Annotated in this window: 19 protein-coding genes; 10 read left to right on the forward strand and 9 right to left on the reverse strand. The window is 46.8% G+C overall.

Features of this window, described 5'->3' with window-relative positions; translation table 11 throughout:
* Positions 1-20 precede the first annotated feature (20 nt).
* Positions 21-3,209: an SNF2 helicase associated domain-containing protein gene (locus ACK1LH_RS04530; RefSeq protein WP_411334605.1), complete on the forward strand. Its 3,189-nt coding sequence runs from the start codon at positions 21-23 to the stop codon at positions 3,207-3,209.
* A 132-nt stretch (positions 3,210-3,341) separates the two neighbouring features.
* Here ACK1LH_RS04530 and ACK1LH_RS04535 read toward each other — a convergent pair whose 3' ends face one another.
* Positions 3,342-4,178, reverse strand: coding sequence for an alpha/beta fold hydrolase (locus ACK1LH_RS04535; protein WP_282035043.1), 837 nt, complete (start codon positions 4,176-4,178; stop codon positions 3,342-3,344).
* 284 nt (positions 4,179-4,462) lie between these two features.
* The gene (locus ACK1LH_RS04540; protein WP_029283752.1) at positions 4,463-4,696 is read right to left on the reverse strand and encodes an IDEAL domain-containing protein; all 234 of its coding nucleotides are present in this window, start codon (positions 4,694-4,696) and stop codon (positions 4,463-4,465) included.
* Between the two features lie 261 nt (positions 4,697-4,957).
* Between ACK1LH_RS04540 and ACK1LH_RS04545 the strand changes: the two genes are divergently transcribed.
* Positions 4,958-5,521, forward strand: coding sequence for a competence protein ComK (locus ACK1LH_RS04545; protein WP_029283754.1), 564 nt, complete (start codon positions 4,958-4,960; stop codon positions 5,519-5,521).
* Here ACK1LH_RS04545 and ACK1LH_RS04550 read toward each other — a convergent pair whose 3' ends face one another.
* The gene (locus tag ACK1LH_RS04550; RefSeq protein ID WP_029283756.1) at positions 5,522-5,884 is read right to left on the reverse strand and encodes a hypothetical protein; all 363 of its coding nucleotides are present in this window, start codon (positions 5,882-5,884) and stop codon (positions 5,522-5,524) included. It lies immediately after the preceding gene.
* A 180-nt stretch (positions 5,885-6,064) separates the two neighbouring features.
* Here ACK1LH_RS04550 and ACK1LH_RS04555 point away from each other — a divergent pair, with 180 nt between their 5' ends.
* A complete protein-coding gene (locus tag ACK1LH_RS04555) occupies positions 6,065-6,682 on the forward strand; it encodes a TVP38/TMEM64 family protein (RefSeq protein ID WP_029283758.1) in 618 nt (205 codons plus the stop codon).
* A gap of 21 nt (positions 6,683-6,703) precedes the next feature.
* Positions 6,704-7,210 carry a signal peptidase I gene (gene lepB, locus ACK1LH_RS04560; RefSeq protein ID WP_029283760.1) on the forward strand — a complete coding sequence of 169 codons (507 nt, stop codon included), beginning with the start codon at positions 6,704-6,706 and terminating at the stop codon, positions 7,208-7,210.
* Between the two features lie 77 nt (positions 7,211-7,287).
* Here lepB and ACK1LH_RS04565 read toward each other — a convergent pair whose 3' ends face one another.
* Positions 7,288-8,523 carry an MFS transporter gene (locus ACK1LH_RS04565; RefSeq protein WP_051827422.1) on the reverse strand — a complete coding sequence of 412 codons (1,236 nt, stop codon included), beginning with the start codon at positions 8,521-8,523 and terminating at the stop codon, positions 7,288-7,290.
* Positions 8,524-8,622: 99 nt separating this feature from the next.
* Here ACK1LH_RS04565 and ACK1LH_RS04570 point away from each other — a divergent pair, with 99 nt between their 5' ends.
* Positions 8,623-9,516, forward strand: coding sequence for a LysR family transcriptional regulator (locus ACK1LH_RS04570; protein ID WP_029567326.1), 894 nt, complete (start codon positions 8,623-8,625; stop codon positions 9,514-9,516).
* 26 nt (positions 9,517-9,542) lie between these two features.
* Here ACK1LH_RS04570 and ACK1LH_RS04575 read toward each other — a convergent pair whose 3' ends face one another.
* A complete protein-coding gene (locus tag ACK1LH_RS04575; RefSeq protein ID WP_411334606.1) occupies positions 9,543-10,667 on the reverse strand; it encodes an MFS transporter in 1,125 nt (374 codons plus the stop codon).
* Positions 10,668-10,866: 199 nt separating this feature from the next.
* On the opposite strand from ACK1LH_RS04575, the gene addB reads away from it, so the two are divergent.
* The 5 genes from addB to ACK1LH_RS04600 all read left to right on the forward strand — a co-directional run bounded on the left by addB (position 10,867) and on the right by ACK1LH_RS04600 (position 22,982).
* Positions 10,867-14,364, forward strand: a complete 3,498-nt coding sequence (addB, locus tag ACK1LH_RS04580; protein ID WP_411334607.1) for a helicase-exonuclease AddAB subunit AddB — start codon at positions 10,867-10,869, stop codon at positions 14,362-14,364.
* The gene (gene addA / locus ACK1LH_RS04585) at positions 14,361-18,068 is read left to right on the forward strand and encodes a helicase-exonuclease AddAB subunit AddA (RefSeq protein ID WP_411334608.1); all 3,708 of its coding nucleotides are present in this window, start codon (positions 14,361-14,363) and stop codon (positions 18,066-18,068) included. Before addB ends, addA begins: the two co-directional genes overlap by 4 nt.
* 72 nt (positions 18,069-18,140) lie before the next feature.
* Positions 18,141-19,322: an exonuclease SbcCD subunit D gene (locus ACK1LH_RS04590; RefSeq protein WP_029283773.1), complete on the forward strand. Its 1,182-nt coding sequence runs from the start codon at positions 18,141-18,143 to the stop codon at positions 19,320-19,322.
* A complete protein-coding gene (locus tag ACK1LH_RS04595; RefSeq protein ID WP_411334609.1) occupies positions 19,319-22,663 on the forward strand; it encodes an SbcC/MukB-like Walker B domain-containing protein in 3,345 nt (1,114 codons plus the stop codon). Before ACK1LH_RS04590 ends, ACK1LH_RS04595 begins: the two co-directional genes overlap by 4 nt.
* Positions 22,664-22,679: 16 nt before the next feature.
* Complete coding sequence (locus ACK1LH_RS04600; RefSeq protein WP_029283776.1) at positions 22,680-22,982, forward strand: hypothetical protein; 303 nt, start codon at positions 22,680-22,682, stop codon at positions 22,980-22,982.
* Between the two features lie 34 nt (positions 22,983-23,016).
* Here the strand turns inward: ACK1LH_RS04600 and ACK1LH_RS04605 are convergent, their stop codons facing one another.
* The 4 genes from ACK1LH_RS04605 to gerPC are packed head-to-tail and all read right to left on the reverse strand — an operon-like array spanning position 23,017 to position 24,462.
* Positions 23,017-23,235, reverse strand: a complete 219-nt coding sequence (locus ACK1LH_RS04605) for a spore germination protein (RefSeq protein ID WP_029283778.1) — start codon at positions 23,233-23,235, stop codon at positions 23,017-23,019.
* 44 nt (positions 23,236-23,279) lie between these two features.
* Entirely contained in the window at positions 23,280-23,669 is a 390-nt protein-coding gene (locus tag ACK1LH_RS04610) for a spore germination protein GerPE (protein ID WP_029283780.1), read from the reverse strand.
* Entirely contained in the window at positions 23,666-23,842 is a 177-nt protein-coding gene (locus ACK1LH_RS04615; RefSeq protein ID WP_029283783.1) for a hypothetical protein, read from the reverse strand. Before ACK1LH_RS04615 ends, ACK1LH_RS04610 begins: the two co-directional genes overlap by 4 nt.
* The gene (gene gerPC, locus ACK1LH_RS04620; protein ID WP_051827424.1) at positions 23,839-24,462 is read right to left on the reverse strand and encodes a spore germination protein GerPC; all 624 of its coding nucleotides are present in this window, start codon (positions 24,460-24,462) and stop codon (positions 23,839-23,841) included. The genes ACK1LH_RS04615 and gerPC overlap by 4 nt, the downstream gene beginning before the upstream one ends.
* Positions 24,463-24,476: the final 14 nt, after the last annotated feature.

Below are 24,476 nucleotides of genomic sequence, written 5' to 3' on the forward strand. Positions count from 1 at the left end.
AACTTTGAGGAGCCTTTGCCTTGAATAGGAAGCTGAACAAAAAAATGATTGAAAACCTCTGCGGCCGCGTCTCCTTGAAAAGCGGGGATTCGCTGCGCCGCTCCAATAAAGTAAAGTTCCGTGAGTATCATGAAGATCGCTGTCATGCGGTCGTTAAAAGTACGGAAGATTTCTGTGTTTCGATAAAGGTGGACACAGGCGGCGGCCTTCAGGCAGTCTGCAGTTGTCCGAAGCTACTCTCCTTTAATCAGGAATGCCAGCATATTGCGGCGGTATTGCTTGAGATTATGGAACATCAGAAACAAGGGACGGTTCCTCCGGTTCTGAGCGAAGGAGAGGCCCCCTTTAACCCAGACTATGCGCTGACGGAGGAATTGCTGACGGCCTTTAAGGAGCGAAAAGACCGTAAAACGGAGGCGCAAAATTATTTTGAAACGCGAACCGTACAGCCTGCCGTGTTTACGTTTAAGCCGGTATCAAGGGAAGACGGAGGGATTTTGTTTGCACTGGAGATTACGGTTGGACCGGTAAAAATCGTGAAACCGAGGGCTTTTCTTGAACAGCTTAAAAGCGGACAGTCCTTTCAGCTTGCGCCCGGCTTCCTGTTTGATCCCGAGTCTCATTGCTTCACAAAAGAGACGGATGCTGTCTTTCAGCAGCTTGTCAGGATCGTACGGAATGAGAGGACTGAGGAAGGCCCTCAGATTCTCCTCTCTCCTATTTCATGGAATCTGCTCCTGCCGGCCCTTATAAAAGCGCCCAATATAGAGCTTGAGGTCAACGGAGAAATTTATTCGGGACTTCATTTGTCAGAAGGCATCCTGCCGCTTCAATTTGATTTGTATGAAGAAGGATCAGGATATGTGCTGAGAGTAAACGGTCTAAAGGAGCTGCTCCTGTTAAAGCCTTATGAATCGGTGTTCGCCGCAGGAACGTGGTATCACTTAGAACCTGAAAATTTCGAGCGCTTGGCCGAACTGAATCGGGTCATCCTTGCATCCGGAAAAAATACGGTCCCAATCCCGCCGCAGCAGGTCAGCCTGTATCTGGAGAAAGTGGTGCCGGGGCTTCGGAAACTAGGGGATGTGGCCATATCGGAAACGATTTCCAGGCGGTTAGCGGAAACTTCGCTTACAGCGAAGCTCTATTTAGACCGGGTGAAAAACCGGCTGCTTGCGGGACTTGAATTTCATTACGGAAACATCGTTTTTAATCCCTTGGACGAACAGGAGGTACGATCTCTGCAGGTGATAATCCGGGATAGTGAAAAGGAGGATCTGATTCTTAAACTAATGGAGGAAAGCTCATTTGCCCGGACGGACAGCGGCTATTATCTTCAAAATGAACTACTGGAATATGAGTTCCTGTATCATATCCTGCCGAAGGTTGAGAAGGTTGCCAAAGTGCTTGCAACAACTGCTGTCCGGAGCCGGATATTTAAAGAAGCAGCCCCGCCGAGAATCAAGGTGGAGGCGCATAAAGAGAGGACGAACTGGCTGGAATTCAAGTTTGAAATGGATGGAATTTCCGAAAAGGAAATCCGCAATGTGCTCTCGGCCCTCGAGGAAAAGCGGAAGTATTACCGGTTGAGGAGCGGGGCGCTGCTTTCCCTTGAAAAACGAGAATATGAGGAGATTTACCGGTTTTTAAATGCGGCACCGGTACAGGCGGAGGACTGGGAACAAGAGCTTGAAATGCCTCTGATCAAAGGACTTCAGCTTCTCGATTCGGTTCCTGTTTCCGGCACAATGACGCTCGGTGATTCGGTTCAGCAGCTGCTGAATGGACTTCTCCACCCGGACGAGAAGGAATTTTCGGTTCCAGAAGAGCTGGAACCGGTGCTGAGGGATTATCAAAAGACAGGATACCGGTGGATGAAATCTCTTGAGAAGCATGGGTTTGGAGGGATTCTGGCAGATGATATGGGTCTTGGGAAAACCTTGCAGAGCATCACGTATATTGTGTCGGTTCTTCCTGAGATTCGCCGGCTAAAAAGGCCGGTCCTGATTGTTTGTCCATCCTCCCTTCTGTATAACTGGAAAAACGAAATTGAATCCTTTGCACCGGAAATCAAAAGCATAATTATCGATGGCAGCCGGACAGAGAGAGCGGGGCACGTTCAGGATCATGCAGCGGCAGATGTTCTCATTACATCTTATCCGCTCATTAGAAGGGACATCCATGAGTATGAAAAACGGCTTTTTTATACGGTTTTTTATGATGAGGCCCAGGCCTTTAAAAATCCGCTCACCCAAACGGCAAGAGCGGTGAAAAGAATTCAGGCCTCGCATCGGTTCGCGCTGACAGGCACACCTGTTGAGAATTCGAGGGAAGAACTGTGGTCGATCTTTCATGTTGTCTTTCCGGAGCTGTTCATGGGATTAAAGGAATACAGCACGCTCACAAGAAAAAAGATCGCAAGGAGAATCCGCCCTTTTCTGCTCCGCAGAATGAAGGAGGATGTACTGCCTGAGCTTCCGGAAAAAGTTGAATCAATGGAAATCGTCGAACTGCTTCCGGAGCAGAAGAAGCTGTACGCAGCCTGCCTGGCAAAGCTTCGCGAGGATACCCTAAAGCATTTGGATAAAGACACACTTCAGAAAAACCGGATGAAAATCCTGGCCGGAATCACAAGACTTCGGCAAATCTGCTGCCATCCTTCTCTGTTCGTTGATGGATACAGCGGAGGGTCGGCAAAATTTGACCAGCTCCTCAAGATTCTGGAGGAGGCCGGGCATTCAGGAAGAAGAGTGCTGATTTTTTCCCAGTTTACCTCTATGCTCGATTTGATTGGGAGAAAACTCGCCGTACAGGGTGTGCCCTACTTTTATCTCGATGGTCAAACTGCAATGCCGGAAAGGGTTGACCTGTGCAGACGCTTTAATGCAGGGGAACGGGATCTTTTTCTCATTTCGCTGAAGGCGGGAGGCACGGGTTTAAACTTAACGGGTGCAGATACCGTCGTTCATTTCGATACTTGGTGGAATCCGGCGGTAGAGGAGCAGGCAGCAGACCGTGCGCACCGGATAGGCCAGACTAGTAAAGTGAACGTTATCAAGCTCATCACCCGCGGAACGATTGAGGAAAAAATGAACGAGCTGCAGGATAAGAAACGGCAGCTTATTCATGAAATTGTGGATATCGATGAAAAAAGGCCGTTTACCCTGACCGAAGAGGATATCCACGATTTGCTGAGGATTCATACATGACACATCCTCAGCCTGCAATATGTGTTATTGGGTGTTACTGGTCCTTGCATTTCAATCGATTCTGCAAACGGCAAAGAAAAAACCAGTCTGGAAATCAAACTGGTTTTTTTGCTCATGATGACTCTTCCGCCTTTAAGAATTGAGGAAGCGGATTAAACCGCGGTTAAATTCCTCGGCGTGTGTAGCGTTAAATCCATGAGGGGCGCCTTCAATCACAACAAGCTCACTCCCTGGAACCATTTCATGGGTACGCTTGCCGCTCACTTCAAACGGGACCGTTCCGTCTGAGTCTCCATGAAGGATCAGAGTGGGGATGTTTATTTTTTTCAGGTCGTCCCGGAAGTCGGTTTTGGCGAAAGCTTTGATGCAGTCAAGGGTTCCCTTCGGGGACGCCATGGCGGCGATATCCCGGTTGTAGAGACGGAATGGCTCGCTGACAAGGTCTGTTCTGTCGCCTGCTGCAAAGAAATTTTGGGTGAACGTATCGAGAAATGCGATTCGGTCGCCCTTTATTCCGTCTTGGAATTCTTCGATCGCCCCGTCATCCAGGCCGCCGTCCGGGTTATCCTCTGCCTTGTACAGATAAGGAGGAACGGCTGCGGCGAACACTGCTTTGCTCACACGTTCTGTTCCATATGTGCTGATATAGCGCGCTACTTCTCCGCCGCCCATTGAGAATCCGACAAGTGTGGCTTCACGGAGATCTAAATGCTCAAGCAAACCGTTCAGGTCGGCTGCGAATGTATCATATTCATAGCCGCTGTAGGGCTGAGAGGATTTTCCAAATCCCCTGCGGTCGTATGTAATCACCCTGTAGCCGGCATCAATGAGAGCGGGCACCTGGCTTTCCCATGAGCGTCCGCTCAGCGGCCATCCGTGAATAAGTACAACCGGTTTTCCAGTTCCATGATCTTCATAGTAAATTTCAATTGGAGCATCGTTTTCATTGCCAACTTTAAGCATCGCCATACTAATCCCTCCAAACAAAATGTGAATGACACACAGGCACTGAGAAAAGACGGCTCGTGTCATCCTTTAGTATGTGATACCCGGATCTTTTTTGGTTCAATCTTTTCAATGTTTGTTAAAAGAACACAGGGCCCTGTCCGAACCTTGAGATGAAGGAAAGAAAGTTCATATCCGTCCGCTAAGGAAGCAGATAACTTTCTTCATAAAACAGAAAAAGGTGAATTTGAGCACAAGCTCAAATTCACCTTTTTCATTTTCGGAGCCAGTTATGATCTTAGCCTCTTTTAAATAATCAGTCTCAATTCTGCATATTCTTTTGCCAGTTTAAAAAACAGCGGTTTGTCATTTCGGTCTAAGGACTCATCGATCTTTTCCTGAAGGAGGGACAGTTTCCGGGTCAACACAGCTTCATCCAACACCATTTGAATGTAAATATCAAGTACGGTTTCCTGTTTCTTTTCCATCTTGAGCGTGTTACGGGACTTCATGATCTCGGTATAAGTTTTCCTGTTTTTCAAGAAAGATCACCCCTGATGCCTTTTTTTAATTATATGGATAAAGAGCCTAGAAATCAACTAAATATTTAAAATTTTTAGAAAACTTATTTCACCAAATTTTGCACGTTTTTCCTTTTTCATAAAAAGCGTCAAAGAGCAGTTCTTTTAATTGGTGATCAAATCGCAATAATGTAAAAATAATGTAAAAATGTAGAAATGCAGAGAGGGATTGTGCTAGATTAAAAGTAGTTCTTTACTCCTATTAAAATTGAGGTGATAGCGATGGAAAATAAGTTTATGAAGGACTACATAGCAAACCGGTTTACGATGGCCATTCTTCCTGATCCGCATATGGGAAAGCTCTATTCCAAGGTGATCGAGACAGAGAAAGAGATTGCCGTTAAACTCAGCCCGCAGGAGATTGTAAGCAAGAGCTGCATGTACTTCGGCAGCAGCTATGAAGGAAGAAAGGCGGGGACACGGGACCTTATGGGAATTACACATAAGCCGCCGATTGTCATTGACCCCGGAAACTATATGTTCTTTTTTCCTACACTGGCCTCAACGAGGAGTCAGTGCGCCTGGATATCGCACGCCCACATCCAGCATTATACGGCTGCGGATTTTGACAATACAGAAGTGCTGTTTACGAACGGACTGGTTGAAACCATACCGGTTTCCTCTTCGTCATTTGAAAATCAGCTTTATAGAACAGCTCAGCTGCGGACCATTATTACGGCAAGAATTGAAGAGGAGCACCGCAAAATGAATATGCTGATGTTTCCAAAGGAAAAGCAGACAAATTTCATTTACGAACAGATTATCCGTGAACTCAACAAACACTAATCAGGCTTTTACCGCTTTGAACAAATATTCTTCCATCAACTCGCATACCTTATTGCGTATTCTCGGATTAAAATAGTTGTGCTGCTCTTCGTAGCCTCTGAAGATAAAGGAATACATCGTAAAAGCTTCATCCCTTTTCACTTCACTTACTTTGATGCTGTTTTTTTTCAGCTCGCGGCGCACTGCAGCAAGGTCTTTCTGGGCAAGCTTCAGTGATTCCTCCACGAGGTTCAAATAGGGCTGCTGCAGCTTGAATGGACTTTTTTCAATGATTAACAGATCCCTGCTGAAGATGGAGATGGTCATGGGGAGGTAGATGGACATCTCAATCGCATCACGCAGGTCTGAGGGAATTCGTGTCATCGCAAAAACCTCGCTTTAACATGATAAAGAGAACGTATGTTCGTTTTTATTTTACTTTATCAGTATACGAAATGCAAGCCGCTTTTATTCAGGCAGTTCCTGAAAAAATGCTCAATGTTTAAAGTCTCTGCACAAACGTGTAGAATATGAGCATAGAGAAAGATAGAAGGAGCTTGCAGGATGGAACTTCAGGCAATACTGGATTATTTTACAATTGAAAGAATGATGGAATTCTTTAAGGATTACAAATCGTTTGGACCGCTGCTTGGCATTGGGCTTCCCTTGCTTGAGGCATTTCTTCCCTTTTTGCCTCTGGTTGTGTTTATTGTAGCGAATGCCAATTCGTACGGGTTATGGTTCGGCTTTTTGTATTCCTGGATTGGAAGCTGTCTCGGAGCGCTCATCCTGTTTTTTCTTGTAAGAAAGTACGGACAGGAGCGGTTTTTCAGATTTATAAGCCGTCATCAATCGGTTCAGAAAATGATGGGATGGATTGAAAGGCATGGATTCGGACCTTTGTTTATCCTGCTGTGCTTTCCATTTACGCCGTCTGCTGCCGTCAATGTGGTGGCCGGCCTGTCGAAGGTCAGCATCTGGCAGTTCTGTCTTGCTGTGATGTCCGGGAAGCTCGTGATGATTTTCCTGGTCAGCTTTATTGGATATGACCTGCGTGCCATCATCACGCAGCCCGAAAGAACGCTTATCGCTGCGGTTGTTATTTTTCTGCTCTGGCTGATCGGCAAGCAGGTGGAAAAGCGCCTGAATGTCAGAATGCTTGAGAGGAAAAGAAGCCATTAATTTTTTTACGGGGGAGTAAAGATGAGAAAAAGATACTGGTTTTTGTCTGCCGTCATCACCTTTTTGCTCATACTTACTATAAAAAATCTTCTATTTGTCGACTACAGGGTGGAAGGGGTTTCGATGCAGCCTACTCTGACTGCGGGCCACCTTCTGTCTATTAATAAAGTAAACCATCGGTTATTTGACCTGAAAAGATTTGATATTGTTGTCTTTCAGCCTCCAGGGGAAAAAGAGGCCTACATCAAGAGAATTATCGGTTTGCCGGGAGATGAGCTGGAGTATAAGAACGACAAGCTGTATATCAACGGGAAGGCTGTGAAAGAACCATATTTAAATCCGGTCAAAAAAGAGTTAAGCATGGGAAAGCTGACCGGCAATTTTACGCTTGAGGAGATTACGGGCAAAAAAACGATTCCCGAAGGCTGTCTTTTCGTTATGGGTGACAACCGCCTTGTCAGCAGGGACAGCAGACAGTTTGGATTGATCAGCACAGATTATGTGATTGGCAAGGCTACAAAAGAATAGGGAAGATCCCAATAAAAGTGCACGATGGTGATCATGCACTTTTTTTCTGTACGGACATCCATCTCAAATTAACCTTTTCAGGCTGTTTGTTCTTCTTTCCGCATATATTCTCGGTCTCCTTCAGACTTCCTGTACTCTTTATTCGAAACCCATGCCAGAAACAAACTCAAGCCTGAACAGAAGTAAAGGAATGTTGTTCCTTTTTCTATTACTAGAAAAGCAGATAGCGGACCTAATGCAGCTCCGAGGTCAGCAGCCATAGAGTATTTTGTTATGATGGCTGTCTTTTGCTTCATTGCGGAAGCAGCATCAGATACTAATACATCGGTTAACGTTGTTATAATGGTTGAGCAAATCAGGAGAAGCACGATGATCGATGCCCAAATGAAGAACGGAAGCTGACAATTGATAAGCGGAAATAAACAGCCTGTCATGAGTAATGCAATGAACAAAAGAGGATGCCTGCCAAGTACTCCGTCGGAAACATGTCCTATAAATGGAGCAAGAAACGGCTCCCATGTCCATCTTAAACCAAGGAGAAGCCCTGATGCGGCTCCAGAAGCAAGTATAAAGCCATCTGCTATAGATACGTGCATTCCGTAGTGCCTGGTCAGGTAATAGCTTACAGTAGAAGCAAATACGCCCTGAAGCAGAAACGCCGCGATCAATCCCCTGAGGAGAGAGAGCCTAATTGTCCTTTTGCTAAAATCAACCTTTTCGATTTTTTCTGATTTTTCTTCCCTTGGCCGTAATAAGGCAGGAGTTAACAAAAAGACCAATGGGACTGAGAGCAAACAAGCTGCTGCAAATACAAGGCACGTTAGTTTCATCCCAATTTGATAGCACAGTAAACCTCCAAAAATCATTCCGGCAAGGCTTCCCAGCCGGTAAGTGCCATTATAGATCCCCATGAATTTCCCTTTATTTGACTCGGAGGATAATTGCACCACAAGCAATTGTCCGGAAAGACGGAGCAGTGCCCAGGCAAACCCCCATATACACCGGAGAATAAACCAGCATAGAAAACCGTTCAGAGAGAAAAAACCGATATTTGTCAGAAAGGTTAATAGAATCGCGAGCAGTAAAGCGTGCTGAAGTTTTAGCGTTTTTACCAATAAAGCTGCAAACGGATTGAGAGGAATTCGAATGAAACGGTTTACCGACAGCAGAACTCCAGCTTCAATTAGCGAAGATAATCCTGCTTCCTTAAAATAAAGAGGCAAAGCGATATAAAACATGGAGTCCGTGAGTAAGCAGATGCCTGTAATTAAAGCTGTAAAAATGATGTTTGAGCGGTTTGGTTTTTTTGTCATGATGTACCTCTCTTTCATCATTACTCTAAAGGATGTAAAATAATAAGAAAAATATATATATTTTATCAATTGATAAGTTTTAATTATGGGAGAGTTTTAATGAATCTAAATGCTTTAAGACATTTTGTCAGTGTTGTAAAAACTGGCAGTGTCACAGGGGCAGCGAGGGAGCTGCATATTAGTCAGCCGGCCATTTCCATGCAGATTAAAAATCTGGAAAAAGAACTTGGCCACACACTTTTTAAAGCCAGGGGCAGGGGAATTGAGCTGACAGAGGCGGGGGAAGTTGTCTATCAGCAGGCTGTCAAACTGTTTTTGGCCGAAGAAGAAGCAGAAAGAATAATTGAACAGTATACGAGCGGAGTCACAGGGAATATCAGGGTCTTTGCTACGAATTTTCCGGCAAGCTACTTAATGCCCGGATGGATTGCCGGTTTTAAACAGCTTTATCCGGAAACTGGTATTCAGATATTTTCCGGAAACACAAAAAGTGCCTTGGATAAGCTGATGAAAAATGAAATTGATTTTGCGGTCATCGCAAGCCATTCTTCACTGCCTGATGAAGCCGATATTGTTCATCTGCTTGATGATGAGCTATTCTTTATCGTTCCCTGGAATCACCCTTTAGCATCAAAAAGGGCTGAATTTGAAGATCTTATGGAAGAAGATTTTATATTAAGGGGAGAAGGAAGTTCTACAAGGGCTTTAGTAGAATCATTATGTCAGATAAAACAGGTGCAATTGCAGAGGACACCCGTTCAAGTTGAGAGGCTAGAAGAAGCAATCGGGATTGTTGCATCTGGATATGGGATTACGCTCGCACCGCGATTGGCCATTTCCCCATATATGGACAGAGGTCTCCTAAGTGTTGTGAAGGTAAATGATCTGTATCTTACAAGGAGAATAAAACTATGTAAAAAAAAGGGGAATCATTTTTCCCCCGCGGTAAAAAACTTCATGAACTATATTGTAAATAACAGCCATAAAAGCTGATAGACCGTTTCCAATGCTAAAACGATTCAATCATTCCCTGACCCAATAAACGTAACCGCAGCAGCAATCCCGTAAAAAACAGAAAACCCAAGCAGCATGCTCTGAAAAGACAGAACTCCCGCAAGCAAAGGCCCTATGCTTGCACCTGCTAGCAAAATAAAGGAATACAGGGAGACGGCTGTTGCCCGGTCACTTCCTGCGGTCTCTCCAATCATGGAAATAACGGCCGGTATACAAACAGAAAGGGAGGCTGTGAACAGAACAGATAAAGCGGCGGACATGTAGAGGCTCCCGCTTGCATAGTTCAGCAGAAAAGCCAGAATGATCAACAGCATAGCGTACCTGACAGCAGCTGTTTTCCCGAACCTTCCGATCCACTTTACGCTGAATAAGGAAAACAGCGCTCCGGCAAGTCCTGCTGCTTTACACCAGAACAGGACTTCTTCAGAAACAATCCCCGAATAGGCACGGTGAAACCCCTCATAATAGGAGACAAATGACATCAGCATGGCAAACGTCAGGATATAGCACAGAACAAGCTTAGGATTGCGGAAAATGGACCGGAACGACGAGATCAGGTTCTTTGCACCGCTCTGATGTTTCCTGCCGTCCAAAAGCCATGCCAGACATCCTGTAAGCAGGGCATAGGCGACGGCGAAAAAGAGAAAAACTGTTCTCCAGTCATGCGAAATGGCGATGGCAGAGCTGATCAGCTGCCCGATCATGCCGGACATTAAAAATCCCATATTAATCAGGGAGATGAGCATGGTTGCCTCTTTTTCCCTGAACGATTCAAAACAATAGGCATAGGCAACAGGGGCAAAGCATCCGAGACAAAACCCCTGCAGGGATCTGAGCGGAATAAATGTGGCGGATGAGGAGAACGCAAGCATGGCGGTTGCTGCAATTGCGAGGGCAAAGCCTGCGATCAGGACGTTTTTCTTTCCGGCTTTTTCTGTGAGCGGCCCGAACGTAAAAAGGCCGGCCGCATAAAAGAATGTAAAAAAGGTGCTGCCGAGAACGGCTTCATTGAAGGAAAGGCCTGTATCCTCCGATATAGATGCATACAGGGGAATCAGCACATAGATGCTGCTTGCTATCATAATGGCCGTCACGAGAAAAAAGGCCGAGAGCAGATGGATTCTTTTCATCAGACTGCCTCCTTTAAAAACAGCCTATGCATATGCCGCCATAGCGGTCACGGGGCTTCTGCAAAACTTGGAAGTCCCGGGAGAATGGCATTCCATATTGTTTTCAAGTAAAATAGACAGATAGATAAAAGAGAGTGAAACGGAACAGAAAGGCGTATGAGTGAATATGCCTTTTTTTACATAGAAAGGGGTTCTGACGGTGGGTGTCAGGTTTATTTTGGGAAGATCGGGAAGCGGAAAAACACACCGCATGCTGAATGAAATCCGTTCAGAGCTTTTCAGGAAGCCTGAAGGGGATCCGGTTGTCTATCTTGTGCCCGATCAGATGACATTCGGTATAGAATATGAGCTTGCTAAAACGCCGGAGCTTGGTGGCATGATGAGGGCGCAGACGTTCAGTTTCAGCCGGCTTGCGTGGAGAATTCTTCAGGAAACAGGAGGAATCAGCCGCTATCATATAACCGGGACAGGCATACAGATGATGCTGAGAAAGCTGATTGAGCAGCACAAGCAGGACTTTAGGCTGTTTGCAAAAGCAAGCGGAAAAAGCGGTTTTATTGATCATATGGAAGCGATGATTACAGAGCTTAAACGCTATTGCCTCACGCCACAGGAGATGGAAGAGAAGATAAACGGAATCTCAGTCAACGCCACGAGACAGGAGCAGGCGCTCGCTGACAAACTGCATGACGTTGTTCTGCTGTATAAGCGGATGGAAAAGGAACTGAGCGGCACATACGTCGATTCAGAGGATTATCTGCGTCTTCTTGCGGAAAAAATAGAGCATTCATCCTATATTCAGGCGGCTGATATTTACCTCGATGGTTTTCACAGCTTTACGCCTCAGGAATACATGGTGATAGGTGCTTTAATGAAACATGCGAAGAGTGTAACGGTTGCGCTGACAGCAGACAAGCCGTTTCATGAACACCTGCCGCATGAACTGCATCTTTTCAGGATGACAGGCATGACCTATCACAGGCTGTCTGTTCTCGCCGCTGATAACGGTGCCGAAATAGAGGATGTGACGGTGCTGAATGAAATGCCGCGTTTTGCAGAGCGGCCGTCCCTTGCCCATCTCGAGCGCTTCCTTGAGTCAAGGCCGGTGAAGCCTTATGAGGGAGAGACAAATGCTGTACTTGCACAAGCTTCCTCAAGAAGGGCGGAAATTGAGGGCATTGCCAGAAAAATAAGAGGGTTTGTCATGGATGATGGTTACCGGTATAAGGATCTTGCTGTTTTGATCCGGAATATCGGAGACTATCAGGATGTTATTGAACAGGTATTCAAAGATTACGAGATTCCTTTTTTCATCGATCAAAAGAGATCGATGCTGAATCATCCGGTCATAGAATTGATCCGCTCTGCTCTTGAAGTGCTGAATGGGGGCTGGCGTTATGAGGCTGTGTTCAGGGCTGTTAAAACAGAGCTCCTGTTCCCCGCTGACACGGATAAGCGCATCATGAGAGAAAAAATGGATCAGTTTGAAAACTATGTCCTTTCCTATGGCATTCAGGGCAGCAAATGGACGAGCGGTGAGCGGTTTGTCTACCGCCGCTATTATTCCCTTGATGACGAATATGTCAGAACAGATGAAGAAAATGAAACAGAAGAGATGATTAATGAGCTGAAGGACATCGTTGTACCTCCGATTCAGACGCTCGGTGAACGGATGAAGCGCACGAAAGATGCATCAGGCAAGGCCGAGGCACTTTATTTATTCCTCGAAGAACTCCATATTCCGTATAAACTCGAACAGATGAGAGCGGAAGCAGAGGAAGCGGGGAGACTCGTTGAGGCAAGAGAGCATGCTCAGGTGTGGAGCGCGGTCATCGGAATGCTCGATGAATTTGCTGAAATGATGAATGAACACCGCGTCTCGCGCAGTCTGTTCGCAGATATGATTGACACAGGTCTTGAAGCGATGAAATTTGCACTTGTGCCGCCTGCGATGGATCAGGTAGTGATTGCAAGCCTGGAACGTTCAAGGCTGCTGAATGTGAGCGTTGCGTTTGTTGCAGGAGCAAATGACGGTATTCTGCCAGCAAGGCCGATGGAAGAAGGCGTGCTGACGGAGGAGGACCGCATTTCCCTTCATCATCAGGGCATTGAACTTGCCCCGACTGCACGGGAGCAGCTGCTTGATGAAACCTTTGTTTTGTACATGGCCCTCTCAAGTGCATCCCGTGAGCTGTACATCTCTTATCCGCTTGCAGATGAGGAAGGAAAAGCGATGCTGCCTTCCATCATCGTGAAACGATTGAAGGATTTATTTCCGGACATTAAAACAGAAATCTTTATCAATGAGCCGGAGGAGCTTCCAGAAGAGGACCAGCTTTCCTTTATCGTAAATGAGGAGGTCACGCTCTCTTATTTAACGTCTCAGCTTCAAAACTGGAAAAGAAGCTATCCAATTAGCCCGATCTGGTGGGATGCCTATACACATTTTACGGAAAAAGAGGAGCGGTCTGCCCTGTCAAAAGTGACAGGAAGTCTGTTTTACCGGAACGAAGCGGAGACACTTGAAAAAGGGATCAGCAGAGAGCTTTACGGTGAGCACATTCAGGGAAGTGTGTCCCGGATGGAAATGTTCAAAGCCTGTGCATTCTCACATTATGCTTCGCACGGCCTGAAATTAAAGGACAGGCAGCAGTTCCGTCTTGAGGCTCCTGATATCGGACAATTGTTCCACTCGGCGCTTAAACTGATTTCAGACCGGATGCAGCAGCTGAAAATCGACTGGAAGGACCTGTCAACAGATCAGTGCTCCCGTCTTTCCCATGATGCGGTTGAAACATTGGCGCCTAGGCTTCAGCGCGAAATTCTGCTGAGCTCAAACAGGCATCATTATTTAAAGCGAAAGCTCGTCACCATCATTACGAGGGCATCCTCCATCTTGAGCGAGCATGCTAGGGCCAGCGGTTTTGCCCCGGCAGGCCTGGAGCTTGGATTCGGAAAAGGCGGCCCGCTGCCGCCGATCCGCTTCAAGCTTGAAAATGGATGCACAATGGAGCTTGTCGGCCGGATTGACAGGGTTGATAAAGCAGAAAGTTCAAAAGGAGTTCTTCTCCGGATCGTTGATTTTAAATCGAGCGACAAAACGCTGAATTTATCGGAAGTGTACTACGGACTTGCTCTGCAGATGCTGACGTATCTTGATGTCATCATTACCCATTCAAAATCGTGGCTTGGTGTCGAGTCGACGCCTGCGGGTGTTCTTTATTTCCATGTGCATGACCCGATGATCCAGTCTTCAGCCATGCTGCCGCAGGATAAAATCGATGAAGAGATTTTCAAAAAGTTTAAAATGAAAGGCCTGCTTCTTGGAGATGAGGAGGCTGTGAGGCTGATGGATCAGACACTGGATTCCGGCCTCTCAAAAATCGTCTCGGCCGGCCTTAAGAAAGACGGCGGATTCAGGTCAGATTCCGCGATTGCAAGCGAAGCGGAATTTGATCTTCTCAGAGGCCACGTCAGATCCGTTTTTCAATCGATTGGAACGGACATTACGAACGGGAAAACGGACATTTCTCCTTACAAGCTGAAGGATAAAGTACCGTGTACCTTCTGTTCATTTAAATCGGTCTGCCAGTTTGACCAGTCGCTTTCAGAAAATCAGTACCGTGTTCTGAAAGATGACAAGAATGATGTGATTTTAAAACGGCTTCAGAACGAAGCGGGAAGGGAGGAATCATGATGCTGCAAAAACCAGCAGACAGCCAGTGGACAGACGACCAGTGGAAAGCCATTGTCTCAAGCGGACAGGACATCCTGGTTGCTGCAGCTGCCGGCTCAGGAAAAACAGCGGTGCTTGTCGAACGAATCATCCGTAAAATCATTTCAAAAGAAAATCCCGTGGACGTTGACCGTTTGCTTGTTGCCACGTTTACGAATGCATCTGCAGCTGAAATGAGAAACCGGATCGGCGAAGCGCTTGACAAGGCGCTGAAGGAAAATCCATCATCCCTCCATATAAGACGCCAGCTGTCACTGCTGAACAGGGCTGCCATTTCCACCTTGCATTCGTTCTGTTTGAATGTTGTAAGAAAGTATTACTATTTAATTGACCTTGACCCGGGATTCCGGATTGCCGATCAGACGGAAGGCCAGCTTCTGATCGATGAAGTGCTTGATGATCTGTTTGAAGAGCAGTACAGCATACCGGATAACGAACGCTTTTTTGACCTTGTTGACAGGTATACAACAGACAGAAGCGATACAGACCTGCAGACACTGATCAGAACGCTGTATGATTTTTCCCGCTCCCATCCGAGTCCTGCAAGCTGGCTTGAAGGGCTGTCTGATATGTACGGCGGAGAAGAACCGCTTGAAAATCTGCCGTTCTTCCCGTATCTGGCTGAAGACATCTCGATGCAGCTGACGAGCAGTCTTGAAAAGCTGAAGCGGGCGCTTGCCCTGACTGAAAAGCCCGGCGGTCCGGCACCGAGAGCAGAAAATCTGACGGATGATATCAGACAGGTTCAGGGGCTGCTTGAGGTAAGAGGGTCATGGCACGATCTTGCTGAGAAAATCAAGCTGATTTCTTTCTCACGCGCCAAGGCATGCAGAGGGGCTGAATACAGCAAAGAGCTGCTTGAACAAGCGACATCGCTCCGCAATTCCGCAAAAAAGCAGGTCGAACAGCTGCAGGAAGAATTGTTTGCGCGCTCTTATGAAAGCCACATGAATGACCTTAAGGAACTGAAGCCTGTAATCGAAACACTGATTGGGCTTGTTCATCAGTTCGGAATCCGTTTTGATGAGATGAAAAAACAAAAAGGCATCGTTGATTTCTCGGACCTTGAGCATTATTGCCTGCAGATTCTCGGTGTGCCGGATGAGCACGGCCGTCTGCAGCCGAGCGAAGCTGCGCTTGATTACAGGCAGCAGTTTGCAGAGGTGCTTGTTGATGAATACCAGGACACAAATCTTGTTCAGGAAACGATTCTGAAGCTTGTTTCAAAAAGCGGGCCGGGAAACCTCTTTATGGTAGGTGATGTCAAGCAGTCCATTTACCGTTTCCGCCTTGCAGAGCCGTTTCTGTTTTTAAGCAAATACAAGACGTTCAGTAAAGACGGGCACGCACAAGACGGCCTGAGAATTGACCTGTCGAAAAATTTCAGAAGCCGTGCGGAAGTGATAGACGGCACCAATTTTCTCTTTAAACAGGTGATGGGAGAAAAAGTGGGAGAGGTCGCCTATGACGAAGCCGCTGAGCTGAAGCTTGGCGCGTCCTATCCTGAGTCTGAAACGATGAGTGCGGAACTTTTGCTTGTGGACCGCGGAAAAGAAGAATCAGATGATGCTTCTGAAGAAGATGTTTTTGCTGCAGAGGATTTGGAAACCGTTCAGCTCGAAGCAAGAGTGATGGCCAAAAAAATCCGGGAAATGGTTCAGACAAAATATCAGATTTATGACCGAAAGCTTGGAGGCACGCGAAATATCGCATACAAAGATATTGTCGTTCTTCTCCGTTCCATGCCGTGGGCGCCGCAGATCATGGAAGAGTTTAAGCAGGAGGGGATTCCTGTTTATGCCAATCTCTCAGGCGGTTATTTTGAAGCGGCGGAGGTCGCTGTCATGATGTCGCTGCTTAAGGTCATCGATAACCCGTATCAGGATGTTCCTCTGGCGTCTGTTTTAAGGTCTCCTGTTGCGGGCCTTGGCACGAACGAACTTGCTGTTATCCGCACCTATTCAAAAAAGGGCACTTATTTTGAAGCGCTGAAGGTGTTTCTTTCTGAAGCTCATGGCTCTGATGCGGCTTTAAGAGATCAGCTTCAAGGATTTTATGATCAGCTCCAGGAGTGGAGAGAACGGGCGCGGATGGGCTCTGTTTCAGAGCTGATCTGGCAGCTGTACAGAGATACCAAGTTCTTTAACTACGTCGGCGGCATGCCGGGCGGCAAACAGCGCCAGGCGAATCTGCGTGCCCTTTATGACAGGGCAAGACAGTATGAAGCGACTTCGTTCAGGGGACTGTTCCGGTTCCTGCGCTTTATTGAACGGATGCAGGAGCGCGGAGATGACCTCGGTGCAGCAAGGGCACTGGGCGAGCAGGAGGATGTTGTCAGGCTGATGACCATCCACAGCAGCAAAGGGCTTGAGTTCCCGGTAGTTTTCACAGCCGGTCTCGCCAGACAGTTCAATATGATGGATATGAACAAAAAGTATTTGCTGGATAAGGAGCTTGGCTTTGCCACGAAGCTGATTAAACCGTCACTCAGAATCAGCTATCCGACACTGGCGCTTTCAGCCATGAAGAAAAAAATGAAGATTGAGCTGCTTTCAGAAGAGCTAAGAGTGCTGTATGTTGCGCTTACCCGTGCAAAGGAAAAGCTCTTTTTAATCGGAACAGTTAAAGATGCAGCAAAATCTCTTTCAGACTGGCAGACAGCGCTGGGTCAGGAAGAATGGCTGCTGCCTGATTTTGAACGGGCGCAGGCAAAGTCCTACCTGGACTGGATCGGACCGTCGCTTGTCCGCCACAAAGACGCAGAAATGCTGAGAGAGCAGGCAGAGGGGGTACCGCACCTTCTTTCGCATCCTTCCCGGTTTGAAATCACGATGGTGAAAGAAACAGACCTCTATGATATCCGGGCAGAAGAAAAGAAATACGATGAGGACATCCTCACAGCCCTGAAAAAACTGGAGCCGATCGCAGAGCAGTCAGCATACCGCGATCAGATTGAAAAACAGCTCTCATGGATCTACCCTCATCAGTTTGCCTCTGTGTTCAGATCCAAGCAGTCTGTTTCAGAAGTGAAGAGGCAGCAGGAAACGCGGGATGAATTCAGCGACTTCCGGATTCTCGAAAATCAGCAGGATTCATATATGTTTGACCGCCCTAAGTTCATGCAGAAGAAAACCCTCACAGCTGCCGAAAAAGGGACAGCCATGCATGCCGTCATGCAGCAGCTGAATGTCAGAGAGCCTGTGACGGAAGAAAACACAGTATGGAAAGTAAATGAGCTTGTTGAAAAAGAAATCCTCACAAGAGCGCAGGCGGACAGCATCAATATTGCTGCCATTGTTCATTTTTTTGAAACAGATATCGGCATGCGTCTTCAAAAAGCAGACCGCATCGAACGGGAAGTTCCCTTCAGCTATGCCCTGCCGGCTGAAGAGCTGTACGAGGCAGCAAGCGGTGAACAGGTGCTCATTCAGGGGGTTATTGACTGTCTGTTTGAAGACGAAGAAGGAGTCGTGCTGCTTGATTACAAGACAGATGCGATTCACGGCAAATTTCCGGGAGGGTTCGAGCAGGCAAAGCCTGTTCTTGCAAGCCGCTACAGCGTGCAGCTTGACCTCTACGGCAAAGCCATTGAAAAAATAACGAAAAAACCTCTATCTTCAAAGGTGCTGTATTTCTTTGACGGAGGGCATGTGCTGGAAATGTAAAGAAAAAGAACAATAACAAGCTCAGGGTGCGCCTCTTGGCGCAGCTTGAGCTTTTTTAAAGGAGAGAAGCTTATGAGAATTCTGCACACAGCAGACTGGCATCTTGGAAGGACGCTTGAAGGAAGGAGCCGCCTTGAAGAGCAGGCCCAGTTTTTAGATGAGCTCTCCCTGATCGCGGCGGAAGAAAAAGCGGATGCCATAATTATGGCTGGAGACGTATTTGACACAGTCAATCCGCCCGCAGCGGCTGAACAGCTCTTTTATGAGAGCATCTCGAGACTTTCGGACAAGGGAAACAGGCCTGTCGTTGTGATTGCAGGAAATCATGACAATCCGGAACGTGTTCAGGCTGCTTCGCCTCTTGCAGATACCCAGGGGATCTACTTGGTTGGCTACCCGACAGCGGATGTACTGACAATTGATGTGCCGTCTGCCGGCCAGACGATGGCGATGGCTGCTCTTGCCTATCCTTCTGAGGCAAGGCTTAAAGAGGTTCTGTCAGACACCCATGATGAAATTCTGCTTCGCAATTCATACGACGAGCGCATCAGAGATTTGTTCGCCGTGATGGCGGGAAAGTTTAGAAAAGAAACAGTAAATCTTGCGATGAGTCATATTTATGTCGCAGGCGGTAGCTCGACTGATTCGGAAAGACCGATCGAAGTGGGCGGGGCCTATACGGTCGCTGCCTCAAGTCTTCCGGAACTTGCTCAGTACACGGCGCTTGGCCATCTTCACCGTCCTCAAACGCTGAAGCGGGCAAGTTCTGCCGCCAGATATTCCGGCTCACCGCTTGCTTACAGTTTTTCTGAAACGGGCTATGCGAAATCCGTCACGATGGTGGAGGCCGATCCGGGAGGACAGGCACAGGTATCCGAGATTCTGCTCTCAAGCGGAAAGCCTCTTGTGAAATGGAAAGCCCAGGAAGGCCTGCATCAGGTTCATCAGTGGCTGGATGAAGGGAAGGACAAGCTTGCCTGGATTGATCTTGAGGTTCACCTGAAGGATACACTTTCTCTTGAGGAAATTCACAGGCTGAGAAAATCACATCCTGGCTTTGTTCATATTCGTCCGGTTTTTGAAAAGAACATGAACGAAGAAATCCGTGAAAGCAGGGCGAACCTGCCCATTGACGAGCTTTTTACGAGATTTTATGAAAAACAGACCGGTGGGGCAAAGCCTGACGGGGAAACGATGAAACTTTTTCTCGATATGGTTCATGATGAGACGAAAGAGGAGGAGGACAGAGGATGAAGCCAATCGCACTTACTATCTCGGGGCTTCACAGCTTCAGGGAAAAACAGACCGTTGATTTCAGTTCTCTCTGCGAAGGCGGCGTATTCGGCATTTTCGGCCCGACCGGAAGCGGGAAATCCTCGATTCTTGACGCCATGACACTTGCTCTGTACGGAAAAGTGGAGCGGGCGGCAAACAATACCCACGGAATCATCAATCATGCCGAGGATACTGTTCATGTGTCGTTTACATTTGAACTGGAAAATGCAGAAAGCCTGAAACGATATTCAGTTGAAAGGATGTTTAAGCGGACGGATGAGCACCGGGTGAAAACCGCGCTGTGCAGAATTCTTGAGCATGGCGAGGAAACAGCGGTCCTTGCGGATAAAGCGGCGGAAGTGAATGAAAAAGTACATGCTCTTTTAGGCTTGACCATTGATGATTTCACCAGGGCAGTCGTGCTTCCGCAGGGCAAGTTTGCAGAATTTTTATCTCTCAAGGGAGCTGAAAGAAGGCAGATGCTCCAGCGGCTTTTCCACTTGGAACAATACGGGGAAGAGCTTGTCAAAAAGGTCAGAAAACGGCTGACGGATGCCAGGGGAGAGCAGAACGAGATTTCAGCCGAACAGGCTGGTCTTGGAGATGCATCAAAGGAAGCCGTTAAATTTGCGGAAGAAGAGCTTAAAGGTGTAAATCTCCTTTTAGAAAAAAGGCAGAAGGAATATGAAGAAACAGTCAGGCACCATCAAGAGCTTGAGGAAGTCCGGGCACTTCAGCTTGAACAGGAAAGCTATGAAAAAGAGCTTGCAGAGCTTGAAAAAAAGAAAGCGGACATCCAACAGCTTGCAGCAAAACTCGACCGCGCAGAAAAAGCTGATCTGGCAAAACCCTACGCGGAAGCACTGCAGACGGCTGAGCGGGAAAAAGAAGGCAGCAGAAGGATAAAGGAAGAATCTGTAGCAGAATGGCAAAGACAAAAGCAGTCCTATGCTTCTGCGGCAGCCGCCTATGAAGAGATCCGGAAACAAAAGGCAGCCGAAGAGCCGGCGCTTGCTTCAAGAAAAGAACAGCTCCTGCAGCTGCTTGCTCTGGAAGAAGAACTGCAGCATGAAATCCGGTTGCTGGAAGAAAAGGCCGCACAGAACAAACGCCTGACAACTGAACTTACAGAAAAAGAGGAAAGTGCGGCGCGGGCAAATGAGCTTCTGAAAAAAGCTGTTCAAAAGCAAAACCTTCTAAAAGAGCAGATGGAGCAAAATACAGTAACAAGCAAAGAAAGAGAAAGAATACGGGCTGCGTCAGAACAAAGGATGTTCCTTACAAATGCCGAGTCGGTCGTTACTGAATGGAAGAATAAAACTGAGCAAAAGAAGCAAAAAATCCTGCAGTCAGATGAAACCATAATGCAGGCAAAGAAGAAAATGCATGAATATGAAGACAGTATGAAAGCTCTTTATGAAAATGTGCAAAAGGGCTATCATGCAAGCTGCGAAGTGCTGAACCAGCACAAAAAGCATGCAGAGACGAGAAGACAGCTGCTTCAGGAGGAAAAGAAAAACGTTCAAAGAAACATGGCAGAAATGCTCGCAAAAAGCCTCACCACTGATGAGCCGTGCCCTGTATGCGGATCTGTTCATCACCCTGCGCCGGCTGACTTCAAAGCCTTGGAATCTTCAGATGGATCAAATCTTGAAATGCTTGAAAAGCAGGCAGATAAAGATGCGCTTCTTACGCTGCAATTGGAGAATGCAAAAGAAAAGTGGGAAGATCTCTCAAAAGAAATGATTTTATCCTATTCGTTTTTATCATCTGTCTTAACTGAACTTGAAGACGGTAATGATGAAATGGATGTGTTGACAGAATCAAAATCATTAACCCAGGATTTTCTTCAAATGAAAGAACAGTATACAAAGCTCCATTCAACCGTAAGGAAGCAGAATGAAGCTCTCCGTCAGCTTGAGTTTACGCATGGCAGTCATGTTGCTGAGCACAAGGAAGCAGCAGAAAAATGGCAGCAAACAGAAAAAGAATACAATGCTGCACTAGAAAAGTGGACAAAAGCATTTGGTGACCTTACAGCTGACCAGGCAGCAGAAGAGCAAAGGCTGATAAGGGAGAAAGATGAACAATTTGAAGAGCTGAAAACCAGGGTTGCAAAAAGCATTGATTTCATTGAAGAAAAAGAAAAGGAAATAAAACAGCTTGAGACAGAATGCCAGCAGCTGAGCATCAGCCGCGCAGAGCTGACGGCCTATTTAACAAGCATGAGGCAAACTGCGGGTGAAAAACAAAAACGGATTGAAAAAGAAACAGGAGATAAACATCTCTCCCTTCAGCTTCGGGAAAACGAGGCCATGCAAAAGGAGCTTTATGCCAAGGAACAAAGCCTCTATAAATCCTTTCAGGAAGCGATGGAGGCTGTGCAAAAAGCAGAAAGCAGCAGTGCGGCTGCAGAAAAAACGTTTGAACAGGCTGAAGCAAGACTGCGCGATGCGGCTGAAAAATGGGAGCAGATCAAACAGCAGACACCTTTCAAAGATGCTGCGGAGGCTGCCTCTGCTTTTATGCCGCAAGCAATTAAGCAAAGTCTGAAGGAAGAGTTTGACGTCTATCAGGATAAAAAGAAACAAGTCATGGCAGACTTTAAACGTGTGGAAGCGAAACGGAAAAACCGTTCTGTCAGCTTGGATGAATGGGAGTCCATAAAAGAGCTGAAAGCAGAAACGAAACAGCTGGCAGATGCTGCCTCAGAAGCCCGCGGAGCTGCCGCAAAAGCTCTTCATATCCTGAAGGATAAGCACGAAAGATACATGGAACTGGAGCAAAAACGCCTTGAGCTTGAGGAGCTTGCAGCAAGACTTGAAAAGCTGCAGACGGTATTCAAAGGAAATGCGTTCGTTGAGTTCCTGGCAGAAGAACAGCTCCACCTTGTGAGCGAGGATGCTTCTGAGCGGCTCGGACAGCTTACAAGACAGCGCTATGCCATTGAAGTGGATTCTTCCGGCGGATTTGTCATGCGTGATGATGCAAACGGAGGAGTAAGGCGTCCCGTTTCAAGCCTTTCAGGCGGAGAAACATTCCTGACCTCCCTGGCACTGGCGCTTTCTCTGTCATCTCAGATCCAGCTGCTGGGAGAATACCCGCTTCAGTTCTTTTTCCTTGATGAAGGTTTCGGGACGCTTGATGCAGATTTGCTTGATACAGTCATAACGGCTCTTGAAAAACTGCAGTCCAATAACCTTTCCGTCGGCGTCATCAGCCATGTGCAGGAGCTTCGTGCAAGACTTCCGAGGAAGCTTGTCGTAACACCTGCAGAGCCGACAGGAAGCGGCACATCGGTCCAGCTTGAACTGATGTAGAGAGGATAGGTTGATAATGGCAAAGAAACAACTTGGAACATGCGAGCTGTGCAAAAGGCAGGAGGTTGAAACAACAGAACATCATTTAACCCCGAAGGAAATGGGCGGCACCTTCATGCCGACCGCGATGCTCTGCATTCCGTGCCATAAACAGATCCATGCCCTCTATACAAATGACGAACTGGCTGTAAGGCTGAATACCATCCAGGATTTAAGAAGCGATCCGAAAATTTCAAGCTTCATCAAATGGATCCGCAAGCAGCCGTCCTCAAAGCTTGTCAGGACAAAAAAATCAAATGAGCGGAAGAAACGGAAATGAAAAAAGACGTGCCGGAGAGTTGGCACGTCTTTTTCTAATTATTGGCTACAATATTCTGATCATTTACATCTGGGTCTAACGAGTTGGTTGCACTTACGATGTTGTTGACTATGATAAAGTCGCCTGTATTTCCGCCGCCGGAACCGGAAGCTGTCTTTGATGAGCTTTTAGGAGACAGATAAAAGGAATCACCAAAGTTTACGACACCGCCGCCGACAGAGTTAATGCAGATCGGACCGATGATTGCTGGCATGAACGAACACCCTTTGTCTTTCTGTCATACTTTCAGTCTATGCATTATGAATCGGAACGTTCATTCCTGCTCCGCAATTGTCTGATGTGCTTCACCCTTGATTCGCCGTCAATTGTATTGGTTGACCCGAAATGGACAACCCCGGCAGAGGATATAGAGGTAACTTTTACAGCACCGACACGGATGACCGGACATTCATGAAAAAATGCAGTCTGGACATTTTCGTATATAAGCGGCCGGGGAAGGTTTTCAGAATAAATATTATACTGTTTCAGGTCCCCTTCATTTCCGAAATCAATTTCTTCTTCCCTCTGTACGGCATAAACCTTTATACGCGGGATAATATCAACGCTGTCGCCGACTTGAAATACCGAACTGATCCCCACCGAATCAATGTACGCCCCATTGACGATGGATAAACGATTCTGGATCATGCCGGGGCAAGCGGTACAAAAGGACCGATGATCAGTGATTCAGGCGGCGTATCAAAAACCGATGACATGGTGATGCAGTTTGCATCTCCGATGAGAAAGACGCTTGAACTCGCAACAGCTGTTACCCTGATGGCACCAACTGAAATGTCCTTGTTTACAACCGTGAATTTCATGTTTCGCTTTCAGCTCCTTCTTGGGGCAGGGCCTGGATAAAGTAGGTGATTGAACGTTCAACCTCCTGTTTTACTTTAGCCGTTATTTCTTCAATCTGTTTTTCAGCAGGGACAGACTCGCTGTATCCTCCCTGCTTCAAATAGAATCTGATCCGGCTGTCGATCTGTTTGCGGATATCTTCAATGATGAATTCTTTATGAGCATCATCAAGCTGGTAGTTGTTCTGTTCGGCAAGTGTTTCAATGTATTTTGCGACATCTTCAGTCAGGAAGACGAGCAAATTGGACTGAACCGCCTCAAATATCTCTTCGTCGCGTTTTGGATTTGACGTTTGGTTATTTACTTGAAGACCGTTCTGCTCTACTTCAAACTGTTCAATCTGGTCAGGAACAGTTGGATTCAGCCCGATATTAAGCGTGCCTTCAAGTGTCTCCACTTTTAATTGATCAAATTTATATTCAATCTTTTCAATCGTTGTACTGGGGCGTTTTTTTAGTTCTTCTATTTCTTCCATCATAGCGGAAACAGAGGCCTCAAGCTTTTGAATCTTCTGGTCTTGAGCTTGAACCATTCCATACAAATGCTGAATGCACTGCATCATCGACTGGTCATAGTACAATTCATTCACCCCGT

It is taken from the genome of Metabacillus indicus (genome assembly GCF_046603695.1).
GTDB lineage: Bacteria > Bacillota > Bacilli > Bacillales > Bacillaceae > Bacillus_P > Bacillus_P indicus.